This window comes from Enterobacter sp. B79-1 (assembly GCF_057444735.1).
Window position 1 is genome coordinate 1,166,920 of the sequence record NZ_JBYAZJ010000001.1, and the last position, 24,252, is coordinate 1,191,171.

A 24,252-nucleotide genomic window follows, 5' to 3' on the forward strand; every position below is an offset into this window, starting at 1 on the left:
TTACACCTTTTCAACCTGAACAAGGTTCGTGTGGGACGGGTTGCCCTTCGCCAGTGGCGACGGCCGCTGTGTGGTCAGTACGTTAATACTGCCCGCCTGGTCAATGCGGTTTGCATCCGGGTTATACCAGGCCCCTTCCCCCAGCGCGACAACGCCAGGCATCATGCGCGGAGTGACTTTGGCTTCGATATGTACCTCACCACGACCATTGAAGATGCGTACGCGGTCACCATTGTTGATTCCACGTGCTTTGGCATCCATCGGGTTGATCCACATCTCCTGGCGGCACGCGGCTTTCAGTACGTCGACGTTGCCGTAGGTTGAGTGGACGCGGGCCTTGTAATGGAAACCGGTCAGCTGCAGCGGGAATTTCGCGGTAAGCGGATCGTTGTAGTTTTCGAAACCCGGCGTGTAGATTGGCAGTGGATCGATAACATCCCCTTCCGGCAGCTCCCAGGTGGAGGCAATTTTTGCCAGCTCTTCGGAGTAAATTTCGATTTTGCCCGACGGTGTGGTCAGCGGGTTAGCCTGCGGGTCTTCGCGGAAGGCTTTGTACGCCACGTGATGCCCTTCAGGGTCACGCTGTTTGTACATCCCCTGCTTGCGGAAGGTGTCGAAGTCCGGCAGGTCAGGGATAGCGTTACGAGAGAGCTCGTGCAGATGGCGCATCCACCCTTCCTGCGTCCTCCCCTCGGTAAACTGCTGCTCTACGCCAAGACGCTTCGCCAGCTCAGAGGTCATCTCATAGATGGTTTTGCACTCGAAGCGAGGTTTAATCGCCTGGTCGGTAAAGATCACGTAAGACATGTTGCCGCAGGAGGCATCCAGGGCGAAATCCATCTGCTCTGACGCGGTGCAGTCCGGCAGCAGGATATCGGCGTATTTCGCCGACGATGTCATGTGGCAGTCAATCACCACAATCATTTCGCACTTCTTGTCATCCTGCAGGATTTCATGGGTGCGGTTGATTTCGGAGTGCTGGTTGATAAGACAGTTGCCGGCATAGTTCCAGATCATCTTGATCGGCACGTCCAGCTTGTCTTTGCCGCGCACGCCGTCGCGCAGGGCGGTCATTTCCGGGCCACGTTCAATCGCATCCGTCCACATAAACATGGAGATGCTGGTCTGCACGGGGTTGTCCAGCGTCGGCATGCGTTCAAACGGGACTTCATACGAGCCTTCGCGTGCGCCGGTGTTACCGCCGTGAATGCCGACGTTGCCGGTCAGAATGGAGAGCATGGAGATCGCGCGGGTCGCAATTTCACCGTTTGCATGACGCTGCGGTCCCCAACCCTGGCTGATGTAGGCCGGTTTAGCTGAACCAATCTCACGCGCCAGCTGAACAATACGCTCCACCGGGATCCCGGTGATGGTGGACGCCCACTCTGGCGTTTTCGCTACGCCGTCGCTGCCCTGTCCGAGAATATAGGCTTTGTAGTGACCGTTAGCAGGCGCGCTGGCTGGCAGGGTTTTCTCGTCATAGCCGACGCAGTATTTATCCAGGAAAGGCTGATCGACGAGGTTTTCAGTGATCATCACCCACGCCAGCGCTGAAACCAGCGCCGCATCGGTACCCGGACGGATTGGGATCCACTCGTCTTCACGTCCAGCACCGGTGTCGGTGTAGCGCGGATCGATGATGATCATACGGGCATTGGATTTAGCACGGGCCTGTTCGAGGTAGTAGGTCACCCCGCCGCCGCTCATGCGGGTTTCGCCCGGGTTGTTACCGAACAGGACGACCAGCTTACTGTTTTCGATATCAGACGGGCTGTTGCCGTCGGCCCAGCCGCCGTAAGTGTAGTTCAGGCCAGCCGCAATCTGCGCGGAAGAGTAGTCGCCGTAGTGATTGAGATAACCGCCGCAGCAGTTCATCAGACGTGCTACCAGCGTTTTTCCCGGCGGCCAGGATCGCGTCAGCGTGCCGCCTAGCGTCCCGGTGCCGTAGTTCAGGTAGATGGACTCGTTACCATACTCCTTTATCAGACGCTGCATGTTGGTCGCGATAATATCGTAGGCTTCGTCCCAGCTAATGCGCTCGAACTTCCCTTCCCCACGCTTACCGACACGCTTCATCGGGTATTTAAGACGATCCGGGTTATAGACGCGGCGACGCATGGAGCGCCCGCGCAGGCAGGCGCGAACCTGATGTAACCCTTCATAGTTATCGTCCCCGGTGTTGTCGGTTTCGACATTTTTAATTTCACCATCCACCACATGCATGCGCAGTGGACAACGGCTACCGCAGTTAACGGTACAGGCACTCCACACCACTTTTTCCGGGGCTGAGGCTGGGGATAATGCATCCGCCGCCGATGCTAGTCGGGTAAAAGGGAGCGTGAAGGCGCTGCTGGCTACAGCCAGGCCGCCAATTGCCGTGGTTTTCATCAACCCACGGCGAGTGACCTCGGCAGCCATTAACGCTTCAGGCGCTTTGATTTTCATAAAGACTCACTTTGGTTGCTCACAAAGAAAAGAGAGGCGGCACAGACCGCTATATAGTTTTATATAGAACGAATTTCTTCGTTATCAGCTTTTTATGCTGACTTTCATTCGGAGGAGTATTACTACTTTAGAGGGAGAGATTATTGAGTCGTATCAATTAGCAGGCATAAAAAAAGCGCCCTGAGGCGCTTTCTTGTTTTAAGACATATTATTTAGCCGATGAACTGCTGGCCCTTCATGTAGGGACGCAGCACTTCCGGGATCTCAATACGTCCGTCTGCCTGCTGATAGTTTTCCAGCACGGCAACCAGGGTACGACCTACAGCCAGACCAGAACCGTTCAGGGTGTGCACCAGACGGGTTTTCTTGTCGGACTTGCTGCGGCAGCGAGCCTGCATGCGGCGCGCCTGGAAATCCCAGACGTTAGAGCAAGAGGAGATTTCACGGTAGGTGTTCTGCGCAGGTACCCAAACTTCCAGGTCGAAGGTTTTGCAGGCACCAAAGCCCATGTCGCCGGTGCACAGCGCCATACGGCGGTACGGCAGCCCCAGCAGCTCCAGCACTTTCTCCGCGTGGCCGGTCATCTCTTCCAGCGCGTCCATAGACTCTTCCGGACGGACGATCTGCACCATCTCAACTTTGTCGAACTGGTGCATACGGATCAGACCGCGCGTATCGCGACCGTAAGATCCTGCTTCAGAACGGAAGCACGGAGAGTGTGCAGTCAGTTTGATTGGCAGGTCGTCTTCGTCGATGATCTCATCACGCACGAGGTTAGTCAGCGGCACTTCCGCGGTTGGGATCAGCGCATAGTTGCTGCTGTCTGCTTCCTCGTCCAGTGGACGGGTGTGGAACAGATCGCCGGCAAATTTCGGCAGCTGACCCGTACCGTACAGCGTATCGTGGTTAACCAGATACGGTACGTAGGTTTCGCTGTAACCGTGCTGCTCGGTGTGCAGATCAAGCATGAACTGTGCCAGCGCGCGGTGCAGATGGGCAATCTGGCCTTTCATGACCACGAAGCGAGAACCAGTCAGCTTAACCGCCGCTGCAAAGTCCAGGCCCGCGTGCATTTCACCCAGGGTCACGTGATCGCGAACCTCGAAGTCGAACTCGCGAGGCGTGCCCCAGCGTTTCACTTCAACGTTGTCGTTTTCATCTTTACCGACAGGCACGCTGTCGTCAGGAATGTTCGGGATAGCCAGGGCGATATCACGAATTTCGGTCTGAAGAACGTCCAGTTCAGCTTTCGCCTGATCCAGCTCTTCACCCAGTTTGTTCACTTCCAGGCGTAATGGCTCAATATCTTCCCCGCGCGCTTTCGCCTGGCCGATGGATTTCGATCGAGAATTACGCTCTGCCTGCAGATTTTCAGTTTGTACCTGCAGAACTTTACGACGCTCTTCAAGAGCGCGCAGCTTATCTACATCCAGCTTAAAGCCCCGGCGTGCCAGTTTTTCAGCGACTGCGTCTGGCTCATTACGCAGCAGATTGGGATCGAGCATGCTTATCCTGTGCTTATCGAATTAAAATAGGAAAAGTGACCACAGCCTGCGGTCACAGGGATACAACGCCAACATTACCGCAACGATAGCGCTAACGGTAGCGTTTTATAGGGCTATTTTGATCCTGTCCGGCAAGCCAGGCGAGCTTTTCGCCAATCTTACCCTCAAGACCTCTGTTTGTGGGGTGATAATAGCGGGTTTGTGCCATCTCCTGCGGGAAATAGTTCTCTCCGGCGGCATAGGCATTGGGTTCGTCGTGGGCGTAACGATACTCCTGCCCGTACCCCATCTCTTTCATCAACTTTGTTGGTGCGTTACGCAGATGAACCGGCACATCATAGTCCGGCCGCTCGCGCGCATCAGACATTGCTGCTTTGAAGGCGGTATAAACCGCATTACTTTTCGGCGCGCAGGCCAGATAGACAATCGCCTGCGCAATGGCACGCTCGCCTTCAGCAGGCCCGACGCGGGTGAAACAATCCCAGGCGGAGATAGCCACCTGCATGGCGCGCGGGTCGGCATTACCGACATCTTCTGATGCAATCGCCAGACAGCGACGTGCGACATACAGCGGATCGCCACCTGCGGTAATAATGCGCGCGTACCAGTAGAGCGCCGCATCGGGGGCACTACCGCGCACAGACTTATGCAGCGCCGAGATCAGGTCGTAAAAACGATCGCCTTTATTATCAAAACGCGCGCTGCGTTCACCGGCTATTTCAGTGAGCAATTCAGGCTTCAGCACCCGCTTGCCGGAATCATCCATTTCGGCCATATCGGCCATCATTTCCAGCGTGTTCAATGCCCGACGCGCATCACCGTTAACCAGCTGAGCAATCGCGAGGCGCGTCTCATCCGGTAGAACGATGTCTTGTCCGCCGTAACCCCGCGCTTTGTCATCCATCGCCTGGGTGAGCACCTTTTCGATATCGTCTGTAGTTAGCGATTTGAGCAGGTAAACGCGCGCACGGGAAAGAAGTGCTGAGTTAAGTTCAAAGGATGGGTTTTCCGTGGTGGCACCGATGAAGAAGATCGTGCCGTCTTCAATATGCGGCAGGAAGGCATCCTGCTGGCTCTTGTTGAAGCGGTGAACTTCGTCCACGAAGAGGATGGTGCGCCGCCCGGCATTGCGGTTCTGCCGCGCACGCTCGATCGCTTCGCGGATCTCCTTCACGCCGGAGGTCACGGCAGAAATCCGCTCAACGTCCGCGTTTGCATATCGGGCGATCACTTCAGCGAGGGTCGTTTTACCGGTGCCTGGTGGCCCCCAGAGGATCATCGAGTGCAGATGCCCGGCCTCAATGGCGCGTGGCAACGGTTTCCCGGCAGCCAGCAGATGCTGCTGGCCGATGTACTGCGCTAAATTTTCTGGCCGCATACGAGCGGCCAGAGGTTGAAACGCATTATCTGAAAAATCGAGCGACAGATTGCCCACTCATGCCTCTTACTTATTGCGTTGGTCATCCACCGTTACGCCCTGCGGCGGGGTAAAGGTGAATTTCGATGCATCAACAGCGCCGTTTTGCTGCGTTTTCAGCTGGTAGCTGCTGCGCTGGTCATCTTGCTCAACCGCACCGAACTGATTGATCGTGCCGTTGCTGCTCACGTTAATGGTGAACTGCTTCAGGTTGCCGTTGCTGCCTTTCGGCGTCAGGACAAACTCATCACCGTTTTGTTTGATGTTGTACTGCTGCCAGTCGCTGGACTGGTTGCGGGCAATCAGCATAAACGGCGTATTGCTGGTCGCATCTTTCAGCCAGGTCGCCGTGGCTTGTTCAACAAACGGGTTGAAGAACCACAGGGTTTTACCGTCAGACACCAGGATACTCTCATCCGGCTGGGTCATGTGCCAGTTGAAGAGATTTGGGCGTTTTACCCACAAATCTCCCTGGCCTTCCTGCACCGCGTTGCCGCTGCCGTCAGTCACTTTTTGCGTGAAGCTGGCGTGGAAGCTGCTTACTTTATCCAGTCGGCTTTTAAGGTCGCTGGCTGCATCAGCCCAGACGCTGCTGGCGACAAAACTGGTGAGTAATGCACAGGCGATGGCGATTTTTTTCATTGTTATTCCTTAAAATACGTCGTCCCAAAATGGGGTTTCCGTCTTCTATTCTGGCCCTGCACGAAGGCAGGCGACAGAAGAAAATGCTTAATTTTGGCTGATTTACCCTTCTTTGCAATCGCTGAAGGTTAATCAAACGGCGGCGGAGCCAGCACCTCGCGGTTACCGTTATGCCCCTGCTCGCTCACAATCCCCTGCGCTTCCATCTGCTCGATGATACGCGCCGCGCGGTTGTAGCCGATGCGGAACTGACGCTGCACGCCAGAGATGGACGCTTTGCGTTTTTCGGTCACGAAGTTAACCGCCTGATCGAATAACGGATCCAGCTCTTCACCGCCGTCAAAGCCACCGCCGCCGCCTTCGCTCTCGCTGTCAGAGGTGATCCCGTCCACGTATTGTGGACGACCGCGCGCTTTCCAGTCCTGCACGACAGCGTGAACTTCCTCATCGCGGACAAACGCACCGTGGACACGCACCGGCGAGGTCGAGTTCGGGCCTGAGTAAAGCATATCACCCATACCCAGCAGCGACTCTGCGCCGCCCTGGTCAAGAATGGTACGGGAGTCAATTTTACTTGATACGGTAAACGCAATACGCGTCGGAATGTTCGCTTTGATAAGCCCAGTAATAACGTCCACGGAAGGACGCTGCGTCGCCAGCACAAGGTGAATACCCGCCGCACGCGCTTTCTGCGCCAGACGAGCAATCAGCTCTTCCACTTTCTTACCGACGGTCATCATCAGGTCAGCGAACTCATCAACCAGCACGACGATATAAGGCAGTTTTTCCAGCACCGGGTGCTGGGCATCCATGCTGTCACCCGGCTTCCAGTAAGGGTCCGGAATAGGGCGTCCCATGCGCACCGCTTGGGCGATTTTCTCGTTATAGCCGGCCAGGTTACGCACGCCCAGCGCAGACATCAGCTTGTAGCGGCGTTCCATCTCATTGACGCTCCAGCGCAGCGCGTTGGCGGCGTCTTTCATGTCCGTCACCACTTCCGTGAGCAGATGCGGAATACCTTCGTAGACCGACAGTTCGAGCATTTTCGGGTCGATCATGATGAAACGCACATCTTCCGGCTGCGCTTTGTACAGCATGCTGAGGATCATGGCGTTCACGCCAACTGACTTACCGGAACCGGTGGTACCGGCAACCAGCAGGTGAGGCATTTTCGCGAGATCTGCCACTACCGGATCGCCTGCGATATCTTTACCCAGCACCACGGTCAGCGGGGACGGGTTATCGCGGAACTTGGTGTTATCCAGCACTTCTCGCAGGTAAACGGTCTGACGTTTCTTGTTCGGCAGCTCAAGGCCAACGTACGGCTTGCCTGGGATCACTTCCACCACACGTACCGCAACGGTCGACAGGGAACGCGCCAGGTCTCGTGACAGGTTAGAAATACGCGCTGCTTTTACGCCTGGTGCCAGATTCAGTTCGAATCGCGTGATCACCGGACCCGGCGAGTAGTTCACCACATCCGCCTTGATGCGGAAATCAGCCAGACGGGCTTCGACCAGACGCGCCATTTGTTCGAGCGCAAAGGTATCAACCGGCTCCACTTCTGACGGTGGCGGCGTTAACAGATCCAGCGACGGCAGCGGCGTGCTTGGACGCTGCAGCGGACGGCTATCGCCGTTACGCATCAGCAGCGGGTGAATAAGGCTTTCCTGCGGCTGAGGCGCAGGCTGCTGGAACTGCGGCGGCTGCTGCGGTTGCGCATACGGCTGCTGAGCAGGTTGTTGCGGCTGCGCGTAGGTCTGAGCTGCTGGCTGCTGGCGCACAGGCTCAGCGTCCGGCATTACGCTCGGCGTAAACAGCGGTTCGCTTGGGCCATCATCCACCAGATCTTTCATCGGTGAGAATTCAAAATCCGTCAGCGAGAACGGGTTCGCGCCCGAAGGCTGTTCACCAGAATAACGCTGTTGCTGCGTAGCGGCGAACTGGCGGGCTAATTCCGCTTCTGCCGCATCGTCTTCATCTTCCTGGATTTGCTCGTCGTGCTGATATTCTTCACCGTAACGCTGATTCTGCTGCGCGGCGAACTGACGCGCCAGCTCATCCTGATGAAGTTCATCGGCGTCGTCTTCATAGTCCGATTCACGCGCTTTTTCCTCAGCCATACGCTGGGAAGGCAGCTTGATACCGTAGGAAGCCAGCTCGCGGCGCGTGGGCACACGTACGCGATTAGGACGAGGCAATTGCGGGCCAATGCCCTCTTTCACCTGAGGACGAGGCGCGCCGCCGGTCGCCAGGCTAAAGACTGGTGCCGCAGCGGCGGCCGCGACAGAGGCTTGCTTCACGCTCTCTGCCACAGGCGTTGGATCGACTGGCGGTACGGAAACGGAAGGCGCTTTTGCGACAGGCTCTTGCACCGGCTCCGGCACAGGTTGATACCAGGCTGCCAGCTGCTCGCGCTCACGGGCGCGGCGCTCTTCCACTTCTTCAAAGTAGTACAGTGGTGGACGAGATGGTTTCGCCTCCTCCGCCACGTCAGGCTCAGGTTGTGCGTATGGCTGCGCAGGTTCAACCGGTTCCGGTACATACGGCTGTGCGACCGGCTGCTCATATTCCGGGTATCCCTGTGGTTCATACACGGGCTCCGGCTGATAAGGCTGCTGCCATTGTTCCTGCTGCACAGGAACATAGCTTTCTGGTTCAGGCGCAATAACAGGTTCCGGGGTGTGAACACCCGGCGCAGTCTGCCAGTCAACCTGAGGTTGCTGGATAACCGACTCCGGTGCCGGAACGGGCGCGGATGGCATTACGGCTTCCGCTGGCGCAGCAAAAGCCTGCGCTGCCGTGGTTGCGGCAGCAGCGGCTGCAACCGGTTCTGTCACTGAATGACCATTCAGCAGCGGATCGTATTCGTCAAAATCGCCCGGCATCGCACGGTTGCCGGAGAACAGAACATCATCAGGATCGACGGCGGCACCCGCCGCACGGTACTCAACCTGCTCGTCTTCATCCATGCGTTTGCCGGAGAAGAGCGCCGCATCTGTTTTACGCCCAAGCGGATTGGCAAATTTTTCAGCGACGCGCTGACGACGCGCGAGCGCGCCACGAAGAATACGGGCCCGACGAGATTCACGACGCTGTACCGGCGCCTCGTCTTCCTCTTCGTACTCATCTTCATATTCGTCTTCATCGACCCACGTATCGTCACGACGGGTACGGTTACTGGCGAAAGTGAGGATAGTGAGAATAAAGCTGCCGATCTTCTCGGCGATGCTCACCCACGACCAGCCAGTAAACAGGGTCAACCCTGCGGCCCAGATGCAAAGCAGCGTCAGGGTACCTCCGCTGCTGTGAAGCATCGGCTGCAGGGCGGAACTCAGCAGGCTGCCGATGACGCCACCGGAGGCGAAGTACCAGATATCGTCGGCGTTTATAGCCGCCAGCCCGCACGATGTGAGGATCAATGCCAGCGCGCCAATCAGGCGCAGCGATACCGCGAAGTAATCGATGTAGTCGTCATTCTGACGATGACGCCAGGCAAACCAGCATCCGCCAATGATAATGACGGGAATGGTATAGGCCATCACACCGAAAATGAAAAAGAGCGTGTCCGCAAGCCAGGCACCCGGTACACCGCCTAAATTATGGATAGGCTCATGCCATGCGGTTTGCGACCAGCTGGGATCGGAGGGGTTGAAACTGAGTAAGGCTGCCATCAGCCAGACGGCGAAAAGGGCAATAACCAACAGCAAAGCCTCGAGGAGACGACGTCCGCTGCTTAGCTTCGATAGTGTGACTTCTTTGTCTTCAGTGTATTCCTGGCTCAAGAAAGGCTCTCCAGGTATCAGGCATATCCTGCCTGTTTGCTAAAACGGACAACAGCGCCGGGGACTCCCCGGCACTGTTGCTGTATGGATTAACAGGAGTGTAATCAAACTACGCTGATTTTGCACCTGTTCCGTGTTAGCGCGTCTTAATTACCAGACGATTGCTCTGTTTAACCTCTTCCATCACCACATACGTACGGGTGTCGTTCACGCCCGGCAGACGCAGCAAGGTTTCACCCAGCAGCTTACGGTAGGCGGACATATCAGGCACGCGGGTTTTCAACAGGTAGTCGAAATCACCGGAAACCAGATGACACTCTTGAATTTCTTCAAGTTTTTGTACAGCGGAGTTGAATTGTTCAAACACATCCGGCGCACCACGATTCAGAGTAATCTCAACAAATACCAGAAGTGAGGCATCCAGATAATGCGGGTTAAGCAGAGCCGTATAGCCCTGAATAAAACCCTGTCTTTCCAGTCGGCGCACACGCTCAAGGCACGGCGTCGGGGAAAGTCCCACACGTTTTGAAAGCTCGACGTTGGAAATACGCCCATCCTTTTGCAATTCATTAAGAATGTTACGATCGATACGGTCGAGATCTTTGCCAGGGCGCTTCTTGCTATCTACCATTATTATTGTCTCTCTGTATTCCTTCCCTACTCCTGCCTGGACCCTGTGCACATCACTGTTCAGAGCCTGTACCCGTTAGTCATCACATCGCCTGGTTATGTATTATATCCGTCATACTTCAAGTTGCCTGTGCGTTGGCTTGACTCGGCCTGTGGCCTCGCCCCTTCGGGGCCAGCGCAAGCGCTGTTCAAACTGGCCAGGCCAGTTTGTCCTCGCTCACCCCAGTCACGTACTGATGTACGCTCCCGGGGATTCGCTGCGTCGCCGCCTTCATGCAACTCGAATTATTAGGCTATAGACGCGATGCGGATTCGGGTTCTGTTGGTAAGAAGACCGTTGCCCGAAGGCAGTCACCGACATCACGTATGGCGTCTGTCCACGCCATGCGTAGATTTCACTGACACGGTAAAAATGGCATTTACGTGCATGCCTATGCGGCACACGGTTAACGCGGTTTTTTTTTCTTCCTTGAATGTTTTCGCAAAAGCGCAGGTGATTGTCAAAGCAAAACATCGATTTTTAGTACAACATGCCGGATATTCATTACGGCAGGGTATTAATCGTCATTTTATTGCCTTATAAACGACCGGATTTCAGGCCAAATAGTGATGTTATAGCGCCTCATTCATCGTCCGTGGCTATTACACAGATTGATATCAAAATTGCTGCGCTCTTTTTTTACGACAACAAATTCCCTACAATCCAGCCAAATGTCTGCCAACAACAATGGGGATCTCATGGGCACGGCCAAACACAGTAAGCTGCTAATCCTTGGTTCTGGACCTGCGGGATATACCGCAGCGGTCTATGCTGCACGCGCTAACCTGCACCCGGTACTCATCACCGGCATGGAAAAAGGCGGTCAGCTGACCACCACCACCGAAGTGGAAAACTGGCCAGGGGACCCGAACGACCTGACCGGGCCGCTGCTGATGGAACGTATGCACGAGCATGCCGCCAAATTTGAAACTGAAATTCTGTTCGACCACATCAATAAGGTCGATCTGCAGAACCGTCCGTTCCGCCTGACCGGCGACAGCGGCGAATACACCTGTGACGCGCTGATCATCGCCACCGGCGCCTCTGCCCGTTACCTTGGTCTGCCGTCTGAAGAAGCGTTCAAGGGCCGCGGCGTATCTGCCTGCGCTACCTGCGACGGTTTCTTCTATCGCAATCAGAAAGTCGCCGTGATCGGCGGCGGTAACACCGCAGTGGAAGAAGCGCTCTACCTGGCAAACATCGCCTCTGAAGTGCACCTGATCCACCGTCGCGACACCTTCCGCGCGGAGAAGATCCTGATCAAACGCCTGATGGATAAAGTGGCAAGCGGCAACATCGTGCTTCACACTCACCGTACCCTGGAAGAGGTCACGGGTGACCAGATGGGCGTTGCCGGTCTGCGTCTGCGCGATACCCAGAACACCGATAACATCGAGTCGCTGGAAGTGGCGGGCCTGTTTGTGGCGATCGGTCACAGCCCGAACACCGCGATCTTCGACGGTCAGCTGGAGCTGGAAAACGGCTACATCAAAGTGCAGTCGGGCATTCACGGTAACGCGACCCAGACCAGCATCCCGGGCGTGTTCGCGGCTGGCGACGTGATGGACCATATTTATCGTCAGGCGATTACCTCTGCAGGCACCGGCTGTATGGCCGCGCTGGATGCTGAACGCTACCTCGACGGACTGGCTGAACAAGGTAAATAATCTTTACAAGTCAGTAACAAACGTAAATAAAGGCGGCCACAGGTCGCCTTTATTTTTCCCCACGTGTAACATGCAGTGGTCTAATTTCTTATAACGTCACCTGCAAAGTACGCAATGGAAAAAACCCGTCAACAAGAGTTAACACGCTGGCTTAAACAGCAAAGCGTTCTTTCCCGCCGCTGGCTCATGATTTCCCGTCTTCTGGGACTCGTCAGTGGTTTGTTGATTGTTGCCCAGGCATGGCTGCTGGCCCGCATTCTTAATCATATGATCATGGAGAACATTCCGCGTGAAGCGCTCCTGTTGCCCTTTATTGTCCTGATTCTGGTTTTTATCCTTCGTGCGTGGGTCGTCTGGCTGCGTGAACGCGTTGGTTTTCATGCCGGACAGCATATCCGCTACGAGATCCGCCGTAAGGTCCTGGATCGTCTTCAGGAGGCCGGGCCAGCCTGGATCCAGGGTAAACCAGCAGGAAGCTGGGCGACGCTGATCCTTGAACAGATCGACGATATGCACGACTACTACGCCCGCTACCTGCCGCAGATGGCGCTGGCAGTTTGCGTCCCGCTGCTGATTCTGATTGCGATTTTCCCGACCAACTGGGTAGCGGCGCTGATCCTGCTGGGTACCGCCCCGCTTATCCCGCTGTTTATGGCGATGGTCGGTATGGGTGCGGCGGATGCTAACCGTCGTAACTTCCTCGCGCTGGGCCGCCTGAGCGGTCATTTCCTTGACCGGCTGCGCGGAATGGAAACCCTGCGTATTTTTGGCCGGGGTGAAGCGGAAACGGAAAATATTCGCCTGGCGTCTCAGGATTTCCGTCAGCGCACCATGGAGGTGCTGCGTCTCGCATTTCTCTCCTCTGGCGTGCTTGAATTCTTCACTTCGCTGTCGATTGCCCTTGTGGCGGTCTACTTCGGGTTTTCTTACCTCGGCGCGCTGGATTTCGGCCACTACGGCACAGCCGTAACGCTTTCAGCAGGTTTCCTGGCATTGATCCTGGCTCCGGAGTTTTTCCAGCCGCTGCGCGATCTTGGCACCTTTTACCATGCCAAAGCACAGGCGGTTGGCGCGGCCGACAGCCTGAAAACCTTCCTTGAAACACCGCTGGCGCATCCCGAGCGTGGTGACATCGTTCTGAACGCCAAAGAGCCCGTGACGATTGAGGCGAAGGATTTTTCTGTTCTGTCACCTGAAGGCAAAGTGCTGGCAGGTCCGCTCAACTTTACCCTGCCTGCCGGGCATCGCGTGGTGCTGGTCGGAACCAGTGGCTCAGGGAAAAGCTCGCTGTTAAATGCACTCTCCGGCTTTATGGCTTACGCCGGTTCGCTGTGCATTAATAAAACTGAGTTGTGCGATTTGGAGCCTGATGCCTGGCGCAAACAGCTGAGCTGGGTAGGACAAAACCCGCAGCTTCCGGCTTCCACGCTACGCGAAAACGTGCTTCTGGCTCGCCCGGACGCGCGGGAAGATGAGCTGCAATCGGTCCTCGATCGCGCCTGGGTTAGCGAGTTTCTGCCGCTGCTCCCGCAGGGCGTGGATACGGTCGTTGGCGACCAGTCTGCCGGGCTGTCCGTAGGGCAAGCGCAGCGTGTGGCGGTTGCCCGCGCGTTGTTGAATCCTTGCCAACTGATGTTGCTGGATGAGCCTGCCGCCAGCCTGGACGCGCACAGCGAACAACGCGTGATGGAAGCGCTTAATGCCGCATCACAGCAGCAAACCACGCTGATGGTCACCCACCAGCTTGAAGGCATCGCCGACTGGGACCAGATTTGGGTGATGGAAAACGGTCAACTCGTTGAGCAAGGCGATTATGCCTCACTCGTTGCCGCGCAGGGGCCTTTTGCGGCCCTTCTCGCGAATCGTCAGGAGGACATCTGATGCGTGCCCTGCTCCCTTATCTTGCCCTGTATAAGCGCCACAAATGGATGCTGACGCTGGGGATCGTGCTGGCGATTATTACCCTGCTCGCCAGCATCGGCCTGCTCACCCTTTCTGGCTGGTTCCTGTCTGCCTCTGCCGTTGCAGGTTTCGCCGGGCTCTACAGCTTTAACTACATGCTCCCGGCAGCAGGCGTACGTGGCACCGCCATTACCCGTACCGCCGGGCGTTACTTCGAGCGTCTGGTCAGCCATGACGCCACATTCCGCGTGCTCCAGCACCTGCGCATTTACACGTTCAGCAAGCTGCTCCCGCTCTCCCCTGCCGGGCTGGCGCGTTTTCGTCAGGGCGAATTGCTCAACCGCGTGGTTGCGGATGTCGATACGCTGGATCACCTCTATCTGCGCGTGATTTCACCGATAGTCGGCGCGTTTGTGGTGATTGTTGTCGTCACGCTGGGGCTGTGTGTTCTGGACGTCCCTATCGCGCTGACGCTCGGCGGCATTATGCTGCTGACGTTGATTATACTGCCGCCGCTGTTCTATCGCGCCGGTAAATCCACCGGCGAAAGCCTGACGCGCCTGCGGGGAGAATATCGTCAGCAGCTGACCTCCTGGCTGCAGGGACAGGCAGAACTGACCATTTTCGGTGCAAGCAAGCGTTACCGCGCGCGTATGGAAAGTACGGAGTTGAACTGGCATGAAGCCCAGCGTCGACAGTCTGAACTCACGGCCTTCTCCCAGGCGCTGATGATGCTCATCGGCGGCGTGGCTGTTATCGCGATGCTGTGGATGGCCTCCGGCGGCGTGGGTGGAAATCTGCAGCCAGGCCCGCTGATTGCACTCTTTGTTTTCTGTGCACTGGCAGCCTTCGAAGCGCTGGCACCCGTGACGGGGGCCTTCCAGCATCTTGGACAGGTTATCGCCTCTGCCCTGCGCATCACCGAGATTGCCGAGCAGGAACCAGAGGTGAAATTCACTGCTGAACAGAGTGCGGTTCCTGCGCAGGTTGCGCTGACGCTGAATAACGTCACCTTCGCCTATAACACACAGACGCAGAATGCACTTGAAGGTATCAATCTCTCCGTTAACCCGGGCCAGCGCATTGCAATCCTTGGGCGGACCGGATGCGGTAAGTCAACGCTTCTGCAGCTGTTGACGCGCGCCTGGGATCCACAGCACGGTCAGATTCTCTTTAACGCAGTGCCGCTGGTTGATTTCAGCGAGCAGATCTTACGCAAGACCGTCAGCGTTGTCCCACAGCGCGTGCATCTGTTTAGCGCCACGCTGCGCGACAACCTGCTGCTGGCAGCGCCGGACGCATCTGACGATGCACTTCGTACCACGCTCGAACAGGTCGGGCTGCATAAGCTGCTTGAGGACGAAGGTCTGAATAGCTGGCTGGGTGAAGGCGGTCGTCAACTCTCCGGTGGCGAACTACGTCGTCTGGCGATTGCCCGTGCGCTGCTGCACGATGCGCCGCTGATGCTGCTCGACGAGCCCACCGAAGGGCTGGACGCCACCACCGAAAGCCAAATCCTTGATTTACTGACGAATGTTATGGCCGGTAAAACGGTGCTGATGGTGACGCATCGCCTGCGCGGACTGGCGAGTTTCGATCGGATAATTGTGATGGACAACGGACACATTATTGAGCAAGGTAGTCACGCAGAACTGTTGGCAAAACAGGGTCGCTACTACCAGTTTAAACAACGTCTGTAGACTATATTTGTACCGATCCTCACTCGCGTATTGGAGTTCTGCTGTCATGCGCCTGGTCCAGCTGTCTCGTCATAATATTGCGTTCCCTTCACCGGAGGGGGCGCTACGTGAACCTAACGGGTTGCTGGCACTGGGCGGCGATCTCAGCCCTGCTCGTCTGTTGATGGCTTATCAGCGCGGGATTTTTCCGTGGTTTTCTCCAGGCGACCCGATTTTATGGTGGTCACCCGATCCACGAGCCGTATTGTGGCCAGCGCAGTTTCACATTAGCCGCAGCATGAAGCGCTTTCACGCGAAGTCGCCGTATCGCGTAACCCTGAATCACGCTTTTGGTCAGGTCATTGAAGGCTGTGCGGAAGATCGGCACGAAGGTACATGGATCACTCGCGATATCATCACCGCCTATCATCAGTTGCATGAGCTGGGTTACGCGCATTCTATTGAAGTATGGGATGGCGGTGACCTGGTGGGCGGCATGTACGGCGTGGCTCAGGGAACGCTGTTTTGTGGGGAGTCGATGTTCTCGCGTGCGGTTAATGCCTCAAAAACGGCACTGCTGGTGTTCTGCGAGGAATTTGCCCAGCGTGGCGGACGACTGATGGATTGCCAGGTGCTTAACGAGCACACCGCCTCGCTCGGTGCCGTCGAAATCTCCCGCCGCCACTACATTGAACATCTCGATAATTGCCGTCAGGAGAAGCTCCCGCGCGACTTCTGGGTACCGCGTACACTCTTTCTGCCCAATGCCTAAATGTTTTCCGCATATTTTTTATGAGGGTGTTATAATTATGCCGCAGAGTAGCTTCTGCCTGTTGCCCCGCCGCCGTTTGGGACCCTCGCTTCAGATAACGTCCTGACGTTTATCCTGTCGTTTCCCCTTTACGAATGCGCTTTCCGTTCGGTTGTACCGTGACGCTTGGGCAATGCGCTGAAACTGTTTTGCTGCGTTTTAAACGCGCAATTCTTTACTTAATTGATGAATTTCGGCATTATCTTGCCGGTTCAAAACTTGGTAGTGATACCCCAGAGGATTAGATGGCCAAAGAAGACAATATTGAAATGCAGGGTACCGTACTTGATACGTTGCCTAATACCATGTTTCGCGTAGAGCTGGAAAACGGTCACGTGGTAACTGCGCACATCTCCGGTAAAATGCGCAAAAACTACATCCGCATTTTAACGGGCGACAAAGTGACTGTTGAACTGACCCCGTACGACCTGAGCAAAGGCCGCATTGTCTTCCGTAGTCGCTAATTGTTTTCGCCTGTAATGGCAGATGAATATTTAAAAGGTCGGGATAACCCCGGCCTTTTTTATTTATGGCTTCAGTGTTGCTGCGTCGGAAGATGTATTGTCATCCACGGTTGTGCAGGAGCGATTAAATCCCCTGCCATAGAATGAGCCATGTCGTGAAGTAATCCCGTGAGATGCGGCAACATATCGCGGTCAAAATGCGACACCAGCAGCACATGGTTTAACGCCCGGCAGTAGTCGCATTTCGTTTCTGTATCTTCCAGTAACCACTCTTTTTGTCGCGGTTGTTCTGCTTCGTCCTCAAATTCCACCACCTGAAAATCACGCATTGACTCTGTGAGGCCGGTTTTCACCTCTTCCAGCCAGGCCCCGAGACAGCGGCAAACGGGCTGGGTTTGCGGGAGTGATTTGCAGTCGAGGAGGATTTCGGTGAGCAGTTTGCAGCGCTCGGCAAGGATTGGGAGATCGGGGTTGAGAGAGAGTTCGCTGTAGAGCTGTGAAAAATTGTTATGTTCCATTTGATTATGACTCCGTGTGAAATGATGAGATCTCCACCCGAACGCCAACTCAGGTGGCAGACTGAACCGGTTTGGCGTACCGACCCACACGGGAAAATCGGCGCTTCAAAAGAAGCCCCGGTTCAGCCCACCATAATTGAGTCTGCGGATTATATCGCTAGCTTTCAAAAGTGTGAACGAACCTGATGATAGTTGACGTATCAACATCATTTCTCGTGTGTAATCAGGACGCCAATCCCGGCACCTGATTTTGCAGGTGCGCCGCCATTTTATTACTGTGGATTTATCCAGCAACTGACTTCGAAAGAAACTGGAAAGCGCCTCGCAAAATTCCTCTGCGGTCTGTTGCCCTCACCCCAACCCTCTCCCACAGGGAGAGGGAGAAAACACTAAAAACGACAACACTGTTGTCGTTTTGCTTTTACCTTGGCAGGCATAAAAAAACCGGGCAAAAGCCCGGTTTTTAACATTAACGTTCAACTCACTCAGTGAGCCGCTTCCGGCTTGTGCTTCGCCGCACTCTGGAAATCGTACGTCAGTTCGTTCTTCGCCTGGTCCAGCGCCACGGTCACCTGGCCGCCGTCCACCAGCGAGCCAAACAGCAGCTCGTTCGCCAGCGGTTTCTTCAGGTTGTCCTGAATCACGCGGGCCATCGGACGGGCACCCATCGCACGGTCGTAGCCTTTCTCGGCCAGCCAGTTGCGGGCCTCCTGGCTCACTTCCAGCGATACGCCTTTCTGATCCAGCTGAACCTGCAGCTCGACGATGAACTTATCCACCACCTGATGGATCACCTCGGTAGACAGGTGATCGAACCAGATAATGTTGTCCAGACGGTTACGGAACTCCGGCGTGAAGATCTTCTTGATCTCTTCCATCGCATCGGTGCTGTTATCCTGGTGGATCAGGCCGATAGATTTACGCTCGGTTTCACGCACACCGGCGTTGGTGGTCATCACCAGCACCACGTTGCGGAAGTCCGCCTTGCGCCCGTTGTTGTCGGTCAGCGTCCCGTTGTCCATCACCTGCAGCAGGATGTTGAACACGTCCGGGTGCGCTTTCTCGATTTCATCGAGTAGCAGTACCGCGTGTGGATGCTTGATCACCGCGTCGGTGAGCAGGCCGCCCTGGTCAAAGCCCACGTATCCCGGAGGCGCACCAATCAAACGGCTGACGGTGTGACGCTCCATATACTCGGACATATCAAAGCGCAGCAGCTCAATGCCCAGCGCTTTGGAGAGCTGAACCGTCACCTCGGTTTTCCCTACGCCGGTCGGGCCAGCGAACAGGAAGGAACCGACAGGCTTGTGGTCATGCCCCAGTCCGGCACGGGCCATCTTGATCGCTTCAGTTAAGGCTTCAATGGCTTTATCCTGACCAAAGACCAACATTTTCAGGCGATTGCCGAGAGTGCGCAGCGTGTCGCGGTCGCTCTGAGAAACGCTCTTCTCAGGGATACGCGCGATGCGGGCCACCACGGACTCAATATCCGCCACGTTAACGGTTTTCTTACGCTTGCTGGCCGGCATCAGGCGCGCACGCGCCCCTGCCTCATCAATCACGTCAATCGCCTTATCCGGCAGATGACGATCGTTGATGTATTTCACCGCCAGTTCCACCGCCGCACGGACCGCTTTCGCGGTGTAACGCACGTCGTGGTGCGCTTCGTACTTGGTTTTCAGGCCGTTGATGATCTGCACCGTTTCCTCGACGGACGGCTCGGTGACGTCGATTTTCTGGAAGCGACGCGCCAGCGCGCGGTCTTTCTCAAAGATGTTGCTGAACTCCTGGTAGGTCGTGGAGCCCATCACGCGGATCTTGCCGCTGGAGAGCAGCGGTTTGATCAGGTTCGCGGCATCCACCTGGCCACCGGAAGCCGCACCTGCGCCGATGATGGTGTGGATCTCATCGATAAACAGAATGCTGTTGGTGTCCTGCTCCAGCTGTTTTAACAGCGCCTTGAAGCGTTTTTCAAAATCACCGCGGTATTTCGTGCCCGCCAGCAGCGAGCCGATATCCAGCGAGTAGATGGTGCAGTCGGCAATCACTTCCGGCACGTCGCCCTGCACAATGCGCCAGGCAAGCCCTTCGGCAATCGCGGTTTTACCCACGCCTGACTCACCCACCAGCAGCGGGTTGTTCTTGCGGCGACGGCACAGCACCTGGATCGCGCGCTCCAGCTCTTTATCGCGACCAATCAGCGGGTCGATACCGCCAACGCGAGCAAGCTGGTTAAGATTGGTGGTGAAGTTTTCCATACGATCCTCCCCGCCTGCTTGCTCTTCATTGTTATTGACCTGATTGCTGGAATCCGATGCCTGGTTAGGCTCGTCTTTGCGCGTTCCGTGAGAAATAAAGTTAACCACGTCGAGGCGGCTGACTTCGTGTTTGCGCAGCAGGTAGGCAGCCTGTGACTCCTGCTCGCTGAAGATGGCGACTAAGACGTTTGCGCCAGTCACTTCGCTACGTCCGGAAGACTGGACGTGGAATACCGCGCGCTGCAGCACGCGCTGGAAGCTGAGCGTCGGCTGCGTGTCGCGCTCTTCTTCACTGGCTGGCAGCACCGGCGTGGTTTGTTCGATGAAGGCTTCGAGTTCCTGACGTAGCGCCACCAGATCCACGGAGCAGGCTTCCAGCGCTTCGCGGGCAGATGGGTTGCTAAGCAGTGCGAGCAGTAAATGCTCGACGGTCATAAACTCATGTCGGTGCTCACGCGCTCTGGCGAAAGCCATGTTTAAACTGAGTTCCAGTTCTTGATTGAGCATAGGCACCTCCCCCAATTTTATGCCTTATCAGGCCTTTTCCAGCGTACACAGCAACGGATGCTCGTTCTCCCTCGCATAGTCGTTCACCATCGCCACTTTGGTTTCCGCGACTTCGGCAGTAAAGATGCCGCAGATCGCTTTGCCTCGATAATGAACGGTAAGCATCAGTTGCGTTGCACGTTCTACATCATAAGAAAAGAACTTTTGTAGCACGTCAATAACAAATTCCATCGGCGTGTAATCATCGTTCATTAACATAACTTTATACATAGATGGCGGTTTTAGCGCGTCGCGCACTTTATCTTCCGCCAGCTGGTCAAAATCCAGCCAATCGTTGGTCTTACCCATTATGCATAACCACTTTGAATCTACCTCAGATGTTAGATAACAATCATCTATTACTGTCATCCGCGATGTCTGTCACAAACTGTTGCAATAGCGTTAACTGCCTCAAATTTTGGTTGATTATTGTCCCAACTCCAGCGCCAAACGCTTGACGGCTTCTTCCGTTTATCTAAATTGTACAAGCGTGAGATGGCGAGGTTTTGAACAGCCCCCACTCCACCACCGGTTCATTCCATCTTAATTTATAAGATTTACGAAGGATGTCGAAGCATGGAAATGGGTACTGTTAAGTGGTTCAACAACGCCAAAGGGTTTGGTTTCATCTGCCCTGAAGGCGGCGGCGAGGATATCTTCGCTCACTATTCCACCATTCAGATGGATGGTTACAGGACGCTCAAAGCCGGGCAGTCCGTTCGGTTCGATGTACACCAGGGGCCTAAAGGCAATCACGCCAGTCTGATCGTCCCCGTTGAAGCAGAAGCGGTTGCATAGCTCCCTAATTCATTGTGTACACCCCGCAGGCAAAATGCCAGCCCGATCGGCTGGCATTTTTATTTTCGGGTTATTCCCGCGCCAGTGCGTCCACCGGATCCAGCCGCGCCGCGTTGCGTGCCGGTAACCAGCCAAACAAAATACCCGTGAAGGTCGAGCATAAGAACGCCGTGAGGATCGCCACGGGGGAAAAGCCAATCTCCCACCCTGGTAAAAAGAGCTGGAGCGCAAACGCGATCATCATCGAAAGCGCAATGCCCATCGCCCCGCCGACCAGACACACCAGCACCGCTTCAATCAAAAACTGCTGCAGCACGTCGCTGGCTCTGGCCCCGACCGCCATGCGGATGCCAATCTCCCGCGTGCGCTCCGTGACCGACACCAGCATGATATTCATCACCCCGATACCGCCGACGACCAGCGAAATCACCGCCACCAGTGTCAGGAACATCTGAAGAGTACGTGTGGTCTTTTCCGCCGTTTTCAAGAGACCGTCCATGTTCCAGGTGAAGAAATCTTTCTTCCCGTGGCGCAGGGTGAGCAGCCGCTCAAGCTGCTGTTCGGCCATAGCGCTGTCGTAGCCCTCCTTCACGCGAACGGTAATGGAGTTGAGCCAGGACTGGCCCATAATGCGCCCGGAAATCGTGGTGTACGGCAGCCAGACGCGCAGGATTTTGCTGCTGCCGAACATCGACTGCTTCTCTTCCGCCACGCCGATCACCGTGGCAGGCATATTGCCCACCAGGATCACTTCCCCCACCACGTTGGTTTTATTCGGGAACAGCTGCCTGCGGGAGTTGGCGTCTAACACCACCACCTGCGCCCTGCCCGCCAGTTGCTCGGCGTTGAAGGTCGCCCCTTCGCTGAAGGTCATACCGTAGACGTTGAAGTAGTCGCCGCTGACGCCGTTGGCGCTGGCCGCAACGTCGATGTTGCCGTAGCGCAGACGCAGGTTCTGCGAGACCGCAGGCGTAGCCGAATTGACCCACGGCTGCTTCTGAATAGCCGCCAGATCGTCATACTTCAGCGCCTGCTGATACTGCGGCTCGTCGTCGCCGAAGTCTTTGCCGGGATAGACGTCGATGGTATTGGTGCCGATAGCGCGGATATCCGCCAGCACAAGCTGTTTTGCCGCGTCGCCCACCACCACAATCGACACCACCGAGGCAATACCGATGATGATGCCGAGCATCGTCAGCAGGGTGCGCATTTTATTGGCCGCCATCGCCAGCCAGGCCATGGTCAGCGCTTCACGAAAGCCGCTGGAGAACTGCCCCCAGCCGGTTGCGGCCGGCAGCGCCTCTTTCGGTGCGGCCGCCCGGGACTCGCGCGGCGGCGGGTTGCTCACCAGCTCACCGTCGTGGATCTCAATAATGCGTTCGGCCTGCGCCGCCACCTGCGGGTCGTGGGTAACGATAATCACCGTGTGGCCCTGATCGCGCAGCTGGTGCAGGATTGCCATCACCTCTTCACCGGAGTGGCTATCGAGCGCGCCCGTCGGTTCATCCGCGAGGATCACCTGCCCGCCGTTCATCAGGGCGCGCGCGATACTCACGCGCTGCTGCTGACCGCCGGAAAGCTGCGACGGCTGATACTCCACGCGTTCCGCCAGCCCCAGACGCGTTAACAGCGCCTTCGCGCGCTCAAGCCGTTTCTTCCGCTCGACGCCCGCATAAACCGCGGGAACCTCCACGTTCTGCGCCGCGCTCAGGTGAGAAAGCAGATGGTAACGCTGGAAGATAAAGCCGAAGTGTTCCCGGCGCAGCTTCGCCAGCGCGTCGCCGTCGAGCGTGGAAACATCCGTTCCGTCCACCCGGTACGTACCGCTGGTGGGTTTATCCAGACAGCCGAGAATATTCATCAGCGTCGATTTACCCGAACCGGACGCGCCAACAATCGCCACCATCTCGCCCGCTTCCACGCGCAGCGAGATCCCTTTCAGCACCTCTACCGGACCGTCGCCGGACGGATAGCTGCGGCGGATATCCTTCAGCTCAAGCAGCGCGGTCATTTAGCGGCTCCGGGCAGGCTTTCGCTGGTGACAACCTCCTCCCCCTCTTCCAGCCCTTTCACCACCACTACGTCGGTGTCGTTGCGCGCGCCAATCACCACTTCGCGCTCGCGCGTTTCGCCGTTGCGCAGCACCTTCACCTTGTAGCGACTATCCCCGGCGGATTCACCCAGCGCGGAGAGCGGAACGGTCAGCACGTTTTTCACGCCGGTCAGCTGGATATGTACCTGGGCGGTCATGTCCAGACGCAGCACGCCCTGCGGGTTTGGTACCTCAAAGCGGGCATAGTAGAAGATGGCGTCGTTCACTTTTTCCGGCGTCGGCAGAATGTCTTTCAGCACGCCTTCGTAGCGGGTCTGCGGGTCGCCCAGCACCGTAAACCAGGCGTTCTGCCCCGGCTTAAGATGGATCACATCCGCCTCGGAAACCTGGGCTTTGACCAGCATGGTGCCCATGTCCGCCAGCGTCAGGATGTTTGGCGCCTGCTGCGCGGCGATCACCGTCTGGCCCTGCAGCGTGGTGATTTGCGTCACTTCTCCGGCCATCGGCGCGACGATTTTGGTGTAGTCCAGGTTGGTTTTCGCCGTATCCAGCGAAGCCTGATTGCGTTTAATCTGCGCGTCGATGGTGCCGATCTGCGCCTGTTTTACCGCCAGCTCCGTGGTGGCGGTATCGAGATCCTGCTTCGAAATGGCCTGGGTTTTCGCCAGCGCCTGCTGGCGCGTCAGCGTCACCTGCGCAAGGTTACGCTCCGCCAGGGCCTGCGCACGCTGCGCGCGCAGCTCCATCAGCGTCGCTTCCACTTCGCGGATCTGGTTTTCGGCCTGTTCAGGATCGATAACGCCAAGCAGCTGGCCTTTTTTGACCTTGTCACCAATCTCGACGGACAGCGTTTTCAACTGGCCGCTCACCTGCGCGCCAACATCGACTTTACGCAGGGCATCCAGTTTGCCGGTCGCCAGCACGTTTTGCTGCAGCTCGCCGGGGCGAACGATCAGCGTTTGATACTGTGGTACAGGCGCATTGAGGACCTGCCAAAGCCAGAATCCACCGACCACCAGCACGACCGCCAGCAGCAGAAACAGTTTTCTGCGTTTTCCCTTAAGGTTCATAAATATTCCAAATAATTATTCT

17 protein-coding genes are annotated in these 24,252 nt (G+C 56.3%); 6 read left to right on the plus strand and 11 right to left on the minus strand.

Features of this window, described 5'->3' with window-relative positions:
* The 6 genes from dmsA to lrp form a co-directional block, all read right to left on the minus strand.
* Complete coding sequence (dmsA, locus tag AC2T6E_RS05685; RefSeq protein ID WP_486690830.1) at positions 1-2,445, minus strand: dimethylsulfoxide reductase subunit A; 2,445 nt, start codon at positions 2,443-2,445, stop codon at positions 1-3.
* Positions 2,446-2,657: 212 nt separating this feature from the next.
* Positions 2,658-3,950, minus strand: a complete 1,293-nt coding sequence (serS, locus tag AC2T6E_RS05690; RefSeq protein ID WP_010429208.1) for a serine--tRNA ligase — start codon at positions 3,948-3,950, stop codon at positions 2,658-2,660.
* A 91-nt stretch (positions 3,951-4,041) separates the two neighbouring features.
* Positions 4,042-5,385: a replication-associated recombination protein RarA gene (rarA, locus tag AC2T6E_RS05695; RefSeq protein ID WP_126815664.1), complete on the minus strand. Its 1,344-nt coding sequence runs from the start codon at positions 5,383-5,385 to the stop codon at positions 4,042-4,044.
* A gap of 9 nt (positions 5,386-5,394) precedes the next feature.
* Positions 5,395-6,009 carry an outer membrane lipoprotein periplasmic chaperone LolA gene (gene lolA, locus AC2T6E_RS05700; RefSeq protein WP_010429202.1) on the minus strand — a complete coding sequence of 205 codons (615 nt, stop codon included), beginning with the start codon at positions 6,007-6,009 and terminating at the stop codon, positions 5,395-5,397.
* Positions 6,010-6,137: 128 nt separating this feature from the next.
* On the minus strand, positions 6,138-9,794 hold the full coding sequence (locus AC2T6E_RS05705; protein WP_126815663.1) for a DNA translocase FtsK 4TM domain-containing protein: 3,657 nt from the start codon (positions 9,792-9,794) through the stop codon (positions 6,138-6,140).
* Between the two features lie 136 nt (positions 9,795-9,930).
* Complete coding sequence (gene lrp, locus AC2T6E_RS05710) at positions 9,931-10,425, minus strand: leucine-responsive transcriptional regulator Lrp (protein ID WP_002439523.1); 495 nt, start codon at positions 10,423-10,425, stop codon at positions 9,931-9,933.
* A 737-nt stretch (positions 10,426-11,162) separates the two neighbouring features.
* On the opposite strand from lrp, the gene trxB reads away from it, so the two are divergent.
* From trxB to infA, 5 genes are all read left to right on the plus strand, one after another.
* Positions 11,163-12,131, plus strand: a complete 969-nt coding sequence (trxB, locus tag AC2T6E_RS05715; protein ID WP_010429185.1) for a thioredoxin-disulfide reductase — start codon at positions 11,163-11,165, stop codon at positions 12,129-12,131.
* 114 nt (positions 12,132-12,245) lie between these two features.
* Positions 12,246-14,012 carry a heme ABC transporter permease/ATP-binding protein CydD gene (cydD, locus tag AC2T6E_RS05720; protein ID WP_486690836.1) on the plus strand — a complete coding sequence of 589 codons (1,767 nt, stop codon included), beginning with the start codon at positions 12,246-12,248 and terminating at the stop codon, positions 14,010-14,012.
* Positions 14,012-15,733: a heme ABC transporter ATP-binding protein/permease CydC gene (gene cydC / locus AC2T6E_RS05725; protein ID WP_486690838.1), complete on the plus strand. Its 1,722-nt coding sequence runs from the start codon at positions 14,012-14,014 to the stop codon at positions 15,731-15,733. Before cydD ends, cydC begins: the two co-directional genes overlap by 1 nt.
* Positions 15,734-15,779: 46 nt before the next feature.
* Positions 15,780-16,484: a leucyl/phenylalanyl-tRNA--protein transferase gene (aat, locus tag AC2T6E_RS05730; protein WP_262183857.1), complete on the plus strand. Its 705-nt coding sequence runs from the start codon at positions 15,780-15,782 to the stop codon at positions 16,482-16,484.
* 284 nt (positions 16,485-16,768) lie between these two features.
* Positions 16,769-16,987 carry a translation initiation factor IF-1 gene (infA, locus tag AC2T6E_RS05735; protein ID WP_002211347.1) on the plus strand — a complete coding sequence of 73 codons (219 nt, stop codon included), beginning with the start codon at positions 16,769-16,771 and terminating at the stop codon, positions 16,985-16,987.
* A gap of 71 nt (positions 16,988-17,058) precedes the next feature.
* On the opposite strand, the gene AC2T6E_RS05740 is transcribed toward infA, so the two are convergent.
* The 3 genes from AC2T6E_RS05740 to clpS form a co-directional block, all read right to left on the minus strand.
* Entirely contained in the window at positions 17,059-17,505 is a 447-nt protein-coding gene (locus AC2T6E_RS05740) for a hypothetical protein (RefSeq protein WP_148399742.1), read from the minus strand.
* Between the two features lie 485 nt (positions 17,506-17,990).
* Positions 17,991-20,270 (minus strand): ATP-dependent Clp protease ATP-binding subunit ClpA, encoded by a 2,280-nt coding sequence (clpA, locus tag AC2T6E_RS05745; RefSeq protein WP_089597777.1) that lies wholly within the window; start codon positions 20,268-20,270, stop codon positions 17,991-17,993.
* 27 nt (positions 20,271-20,297) lie between these two features.
* Positions 20,298-20,618, minus strand: coding sequence for an ATP-dependent Clp protease adapter ClpS (clpS, locus tag AC2T6E_RS05750; protein WP_006174393.1), 321 nt, complete (start codon positions 20,616-20,618; stop codon positions 20,298-20,300).
* Positions 20,619-20,885: 267 nt separating this feature from the next.
* Here clpS and cspD point away from each other — a divergent pair, with 267 nt between their 5' ends.
* Positions 20,886-21,107, plus strand: coding sequence for a cold shock-like protein CspD (gene cspD / locus AC2T6E_RS05755; RefSeq protein WP_006174390.1), 222 nt, complete (start codon positions 20,886-20,888; stop codon positions 21,105-21,107).
* Between the two features lie 70 nt (positions 21,108-21,177).
* Here cspD and macB read toward each other — a convergent pair whose 3' ends face one another.
* Positions 21,178-23,118, minus strand: coding sequence for a macrolide ABC transporter ATP-binding protein/permease MacB (gene macB, locus AC2T6E_RS05760; RefSeq protein ID WP_010429159.1), 1,941 nt, complete (start codon positions 23,116-23,118; stop codon positions 21,178-21,180).
* Positions 23,115-24,230, minus strand: a complete 1,116-nt coding sequence (gene macA / locus AC2T6E_RS05765; protein WP_010429157.1) for a macrolide transporter subunit MacA — start codon at positions 24,228-24,230, stop codon at positions 23,115-23,117. Before macA ends, macB begins: the two co-directional genes overlap by 4 nt.
* Positions 24,231-24,252: the final 22 nt, after the last annotated feature.

Bases quoted from the DNA above. Each gene is read 5' to 3' on its own strand.
- dmsA (WP_486690830.1), bottom strand. From the start codon at position 2,445: ATGAAAATCAAAGCGCCTGAAGCGTTAATGGCTGCCGAGGTCACTCGC.
- serS (WP_010429208.1), bottom strand. From the start codon at position 3,950: ATGCTCGATCCCAATCTGCTGCGTAATGAGCCAGACGCAGTCGCTGAA.
- lolA (WP_010429202.1), bottom strand. From the start codon at position 6,009: ATGAAAAAAATCGCCATCGCCTGTGCATTACTCACCAGTTTTGTCGCC.
- lrp (WP_002439523.1), bottom strand. From the start codon at position 10,425: ATGGTAGATAGCAAGAAGCGCCCTGGCAAAGATCTCGACCGTATCGAT.
- trxB (WP_010429185.1), top strand. From the start codon at position 11,163: ATGGGCACGGCCAAACACAGTAAGCTGCTAATCCTTGGTTCTGGACCT.
- cydD (WP_486690836.1), top strand. From the start codon at position 12,246: ATGGAAAAAACCCGTCAACAAGAGTTAACACGCTGGCTTAAACAGCAA.
- cydC (WP_486690838.1), top strand. From the start codon at position 14,012: ATGCGTGCCCTGCTCCCTTATCTTGCCCTGTATAAGCGCCACAAATGG.
- aat (WP_262183857.1), top strand. From the start codon at position 15,780: ATGCGCCTGGTCCAGCTGTCTCGTCATAATATTGCGTTCCCTTCACCG.
- infA (WP_002211347.1), top strand. From the start codon at position 16,769: ATGGCCAAAGAAGACAATATTGAAATGCAGGGTACCGTACTTGATACG.
- AC2T6E_RS05740 (WP_148399742.1), bottom strand. From the start codon at position 17,505: ATGGAACATAACAATTTTTCACAGCTCTACAGCGAACTCTCTCTCAAC.
- clpA (WP_089597777.1), bottom strand. From the start codon at position 20,270: ATGCTCAATCAAGAACTGGAACTCAGTTTAAACATGGCTTTCGCCAGA.
- clpS (WP_006174393.1), bottom strand. From the start codon at position 20,618: ATGGGTAAGACCAACGATTGGCTGGATTTTGACCAGCTGGCGGAAGAT.
- cspD (WP_006174390.1), top strand. From the start codon at position 20,886: ATGGAAATGGGTACTGTTAAGTGGTTCAACAACGCCAAAGGGTTTGGT.
- macB (WP_010429159.1), bottom strand. From the start codon at position 23,118: ATGACCGCGCTGCTTGAGCTGAAGGATATCCGCCGCAGCTATCCGTCC.
- macA (WP_010429157.1), bottom strand. From the start codon at position 24,230: ATGAACCTTAAGGGAAAACGCAGAAAACTGTTTCTGCTGCTGGCGGTC.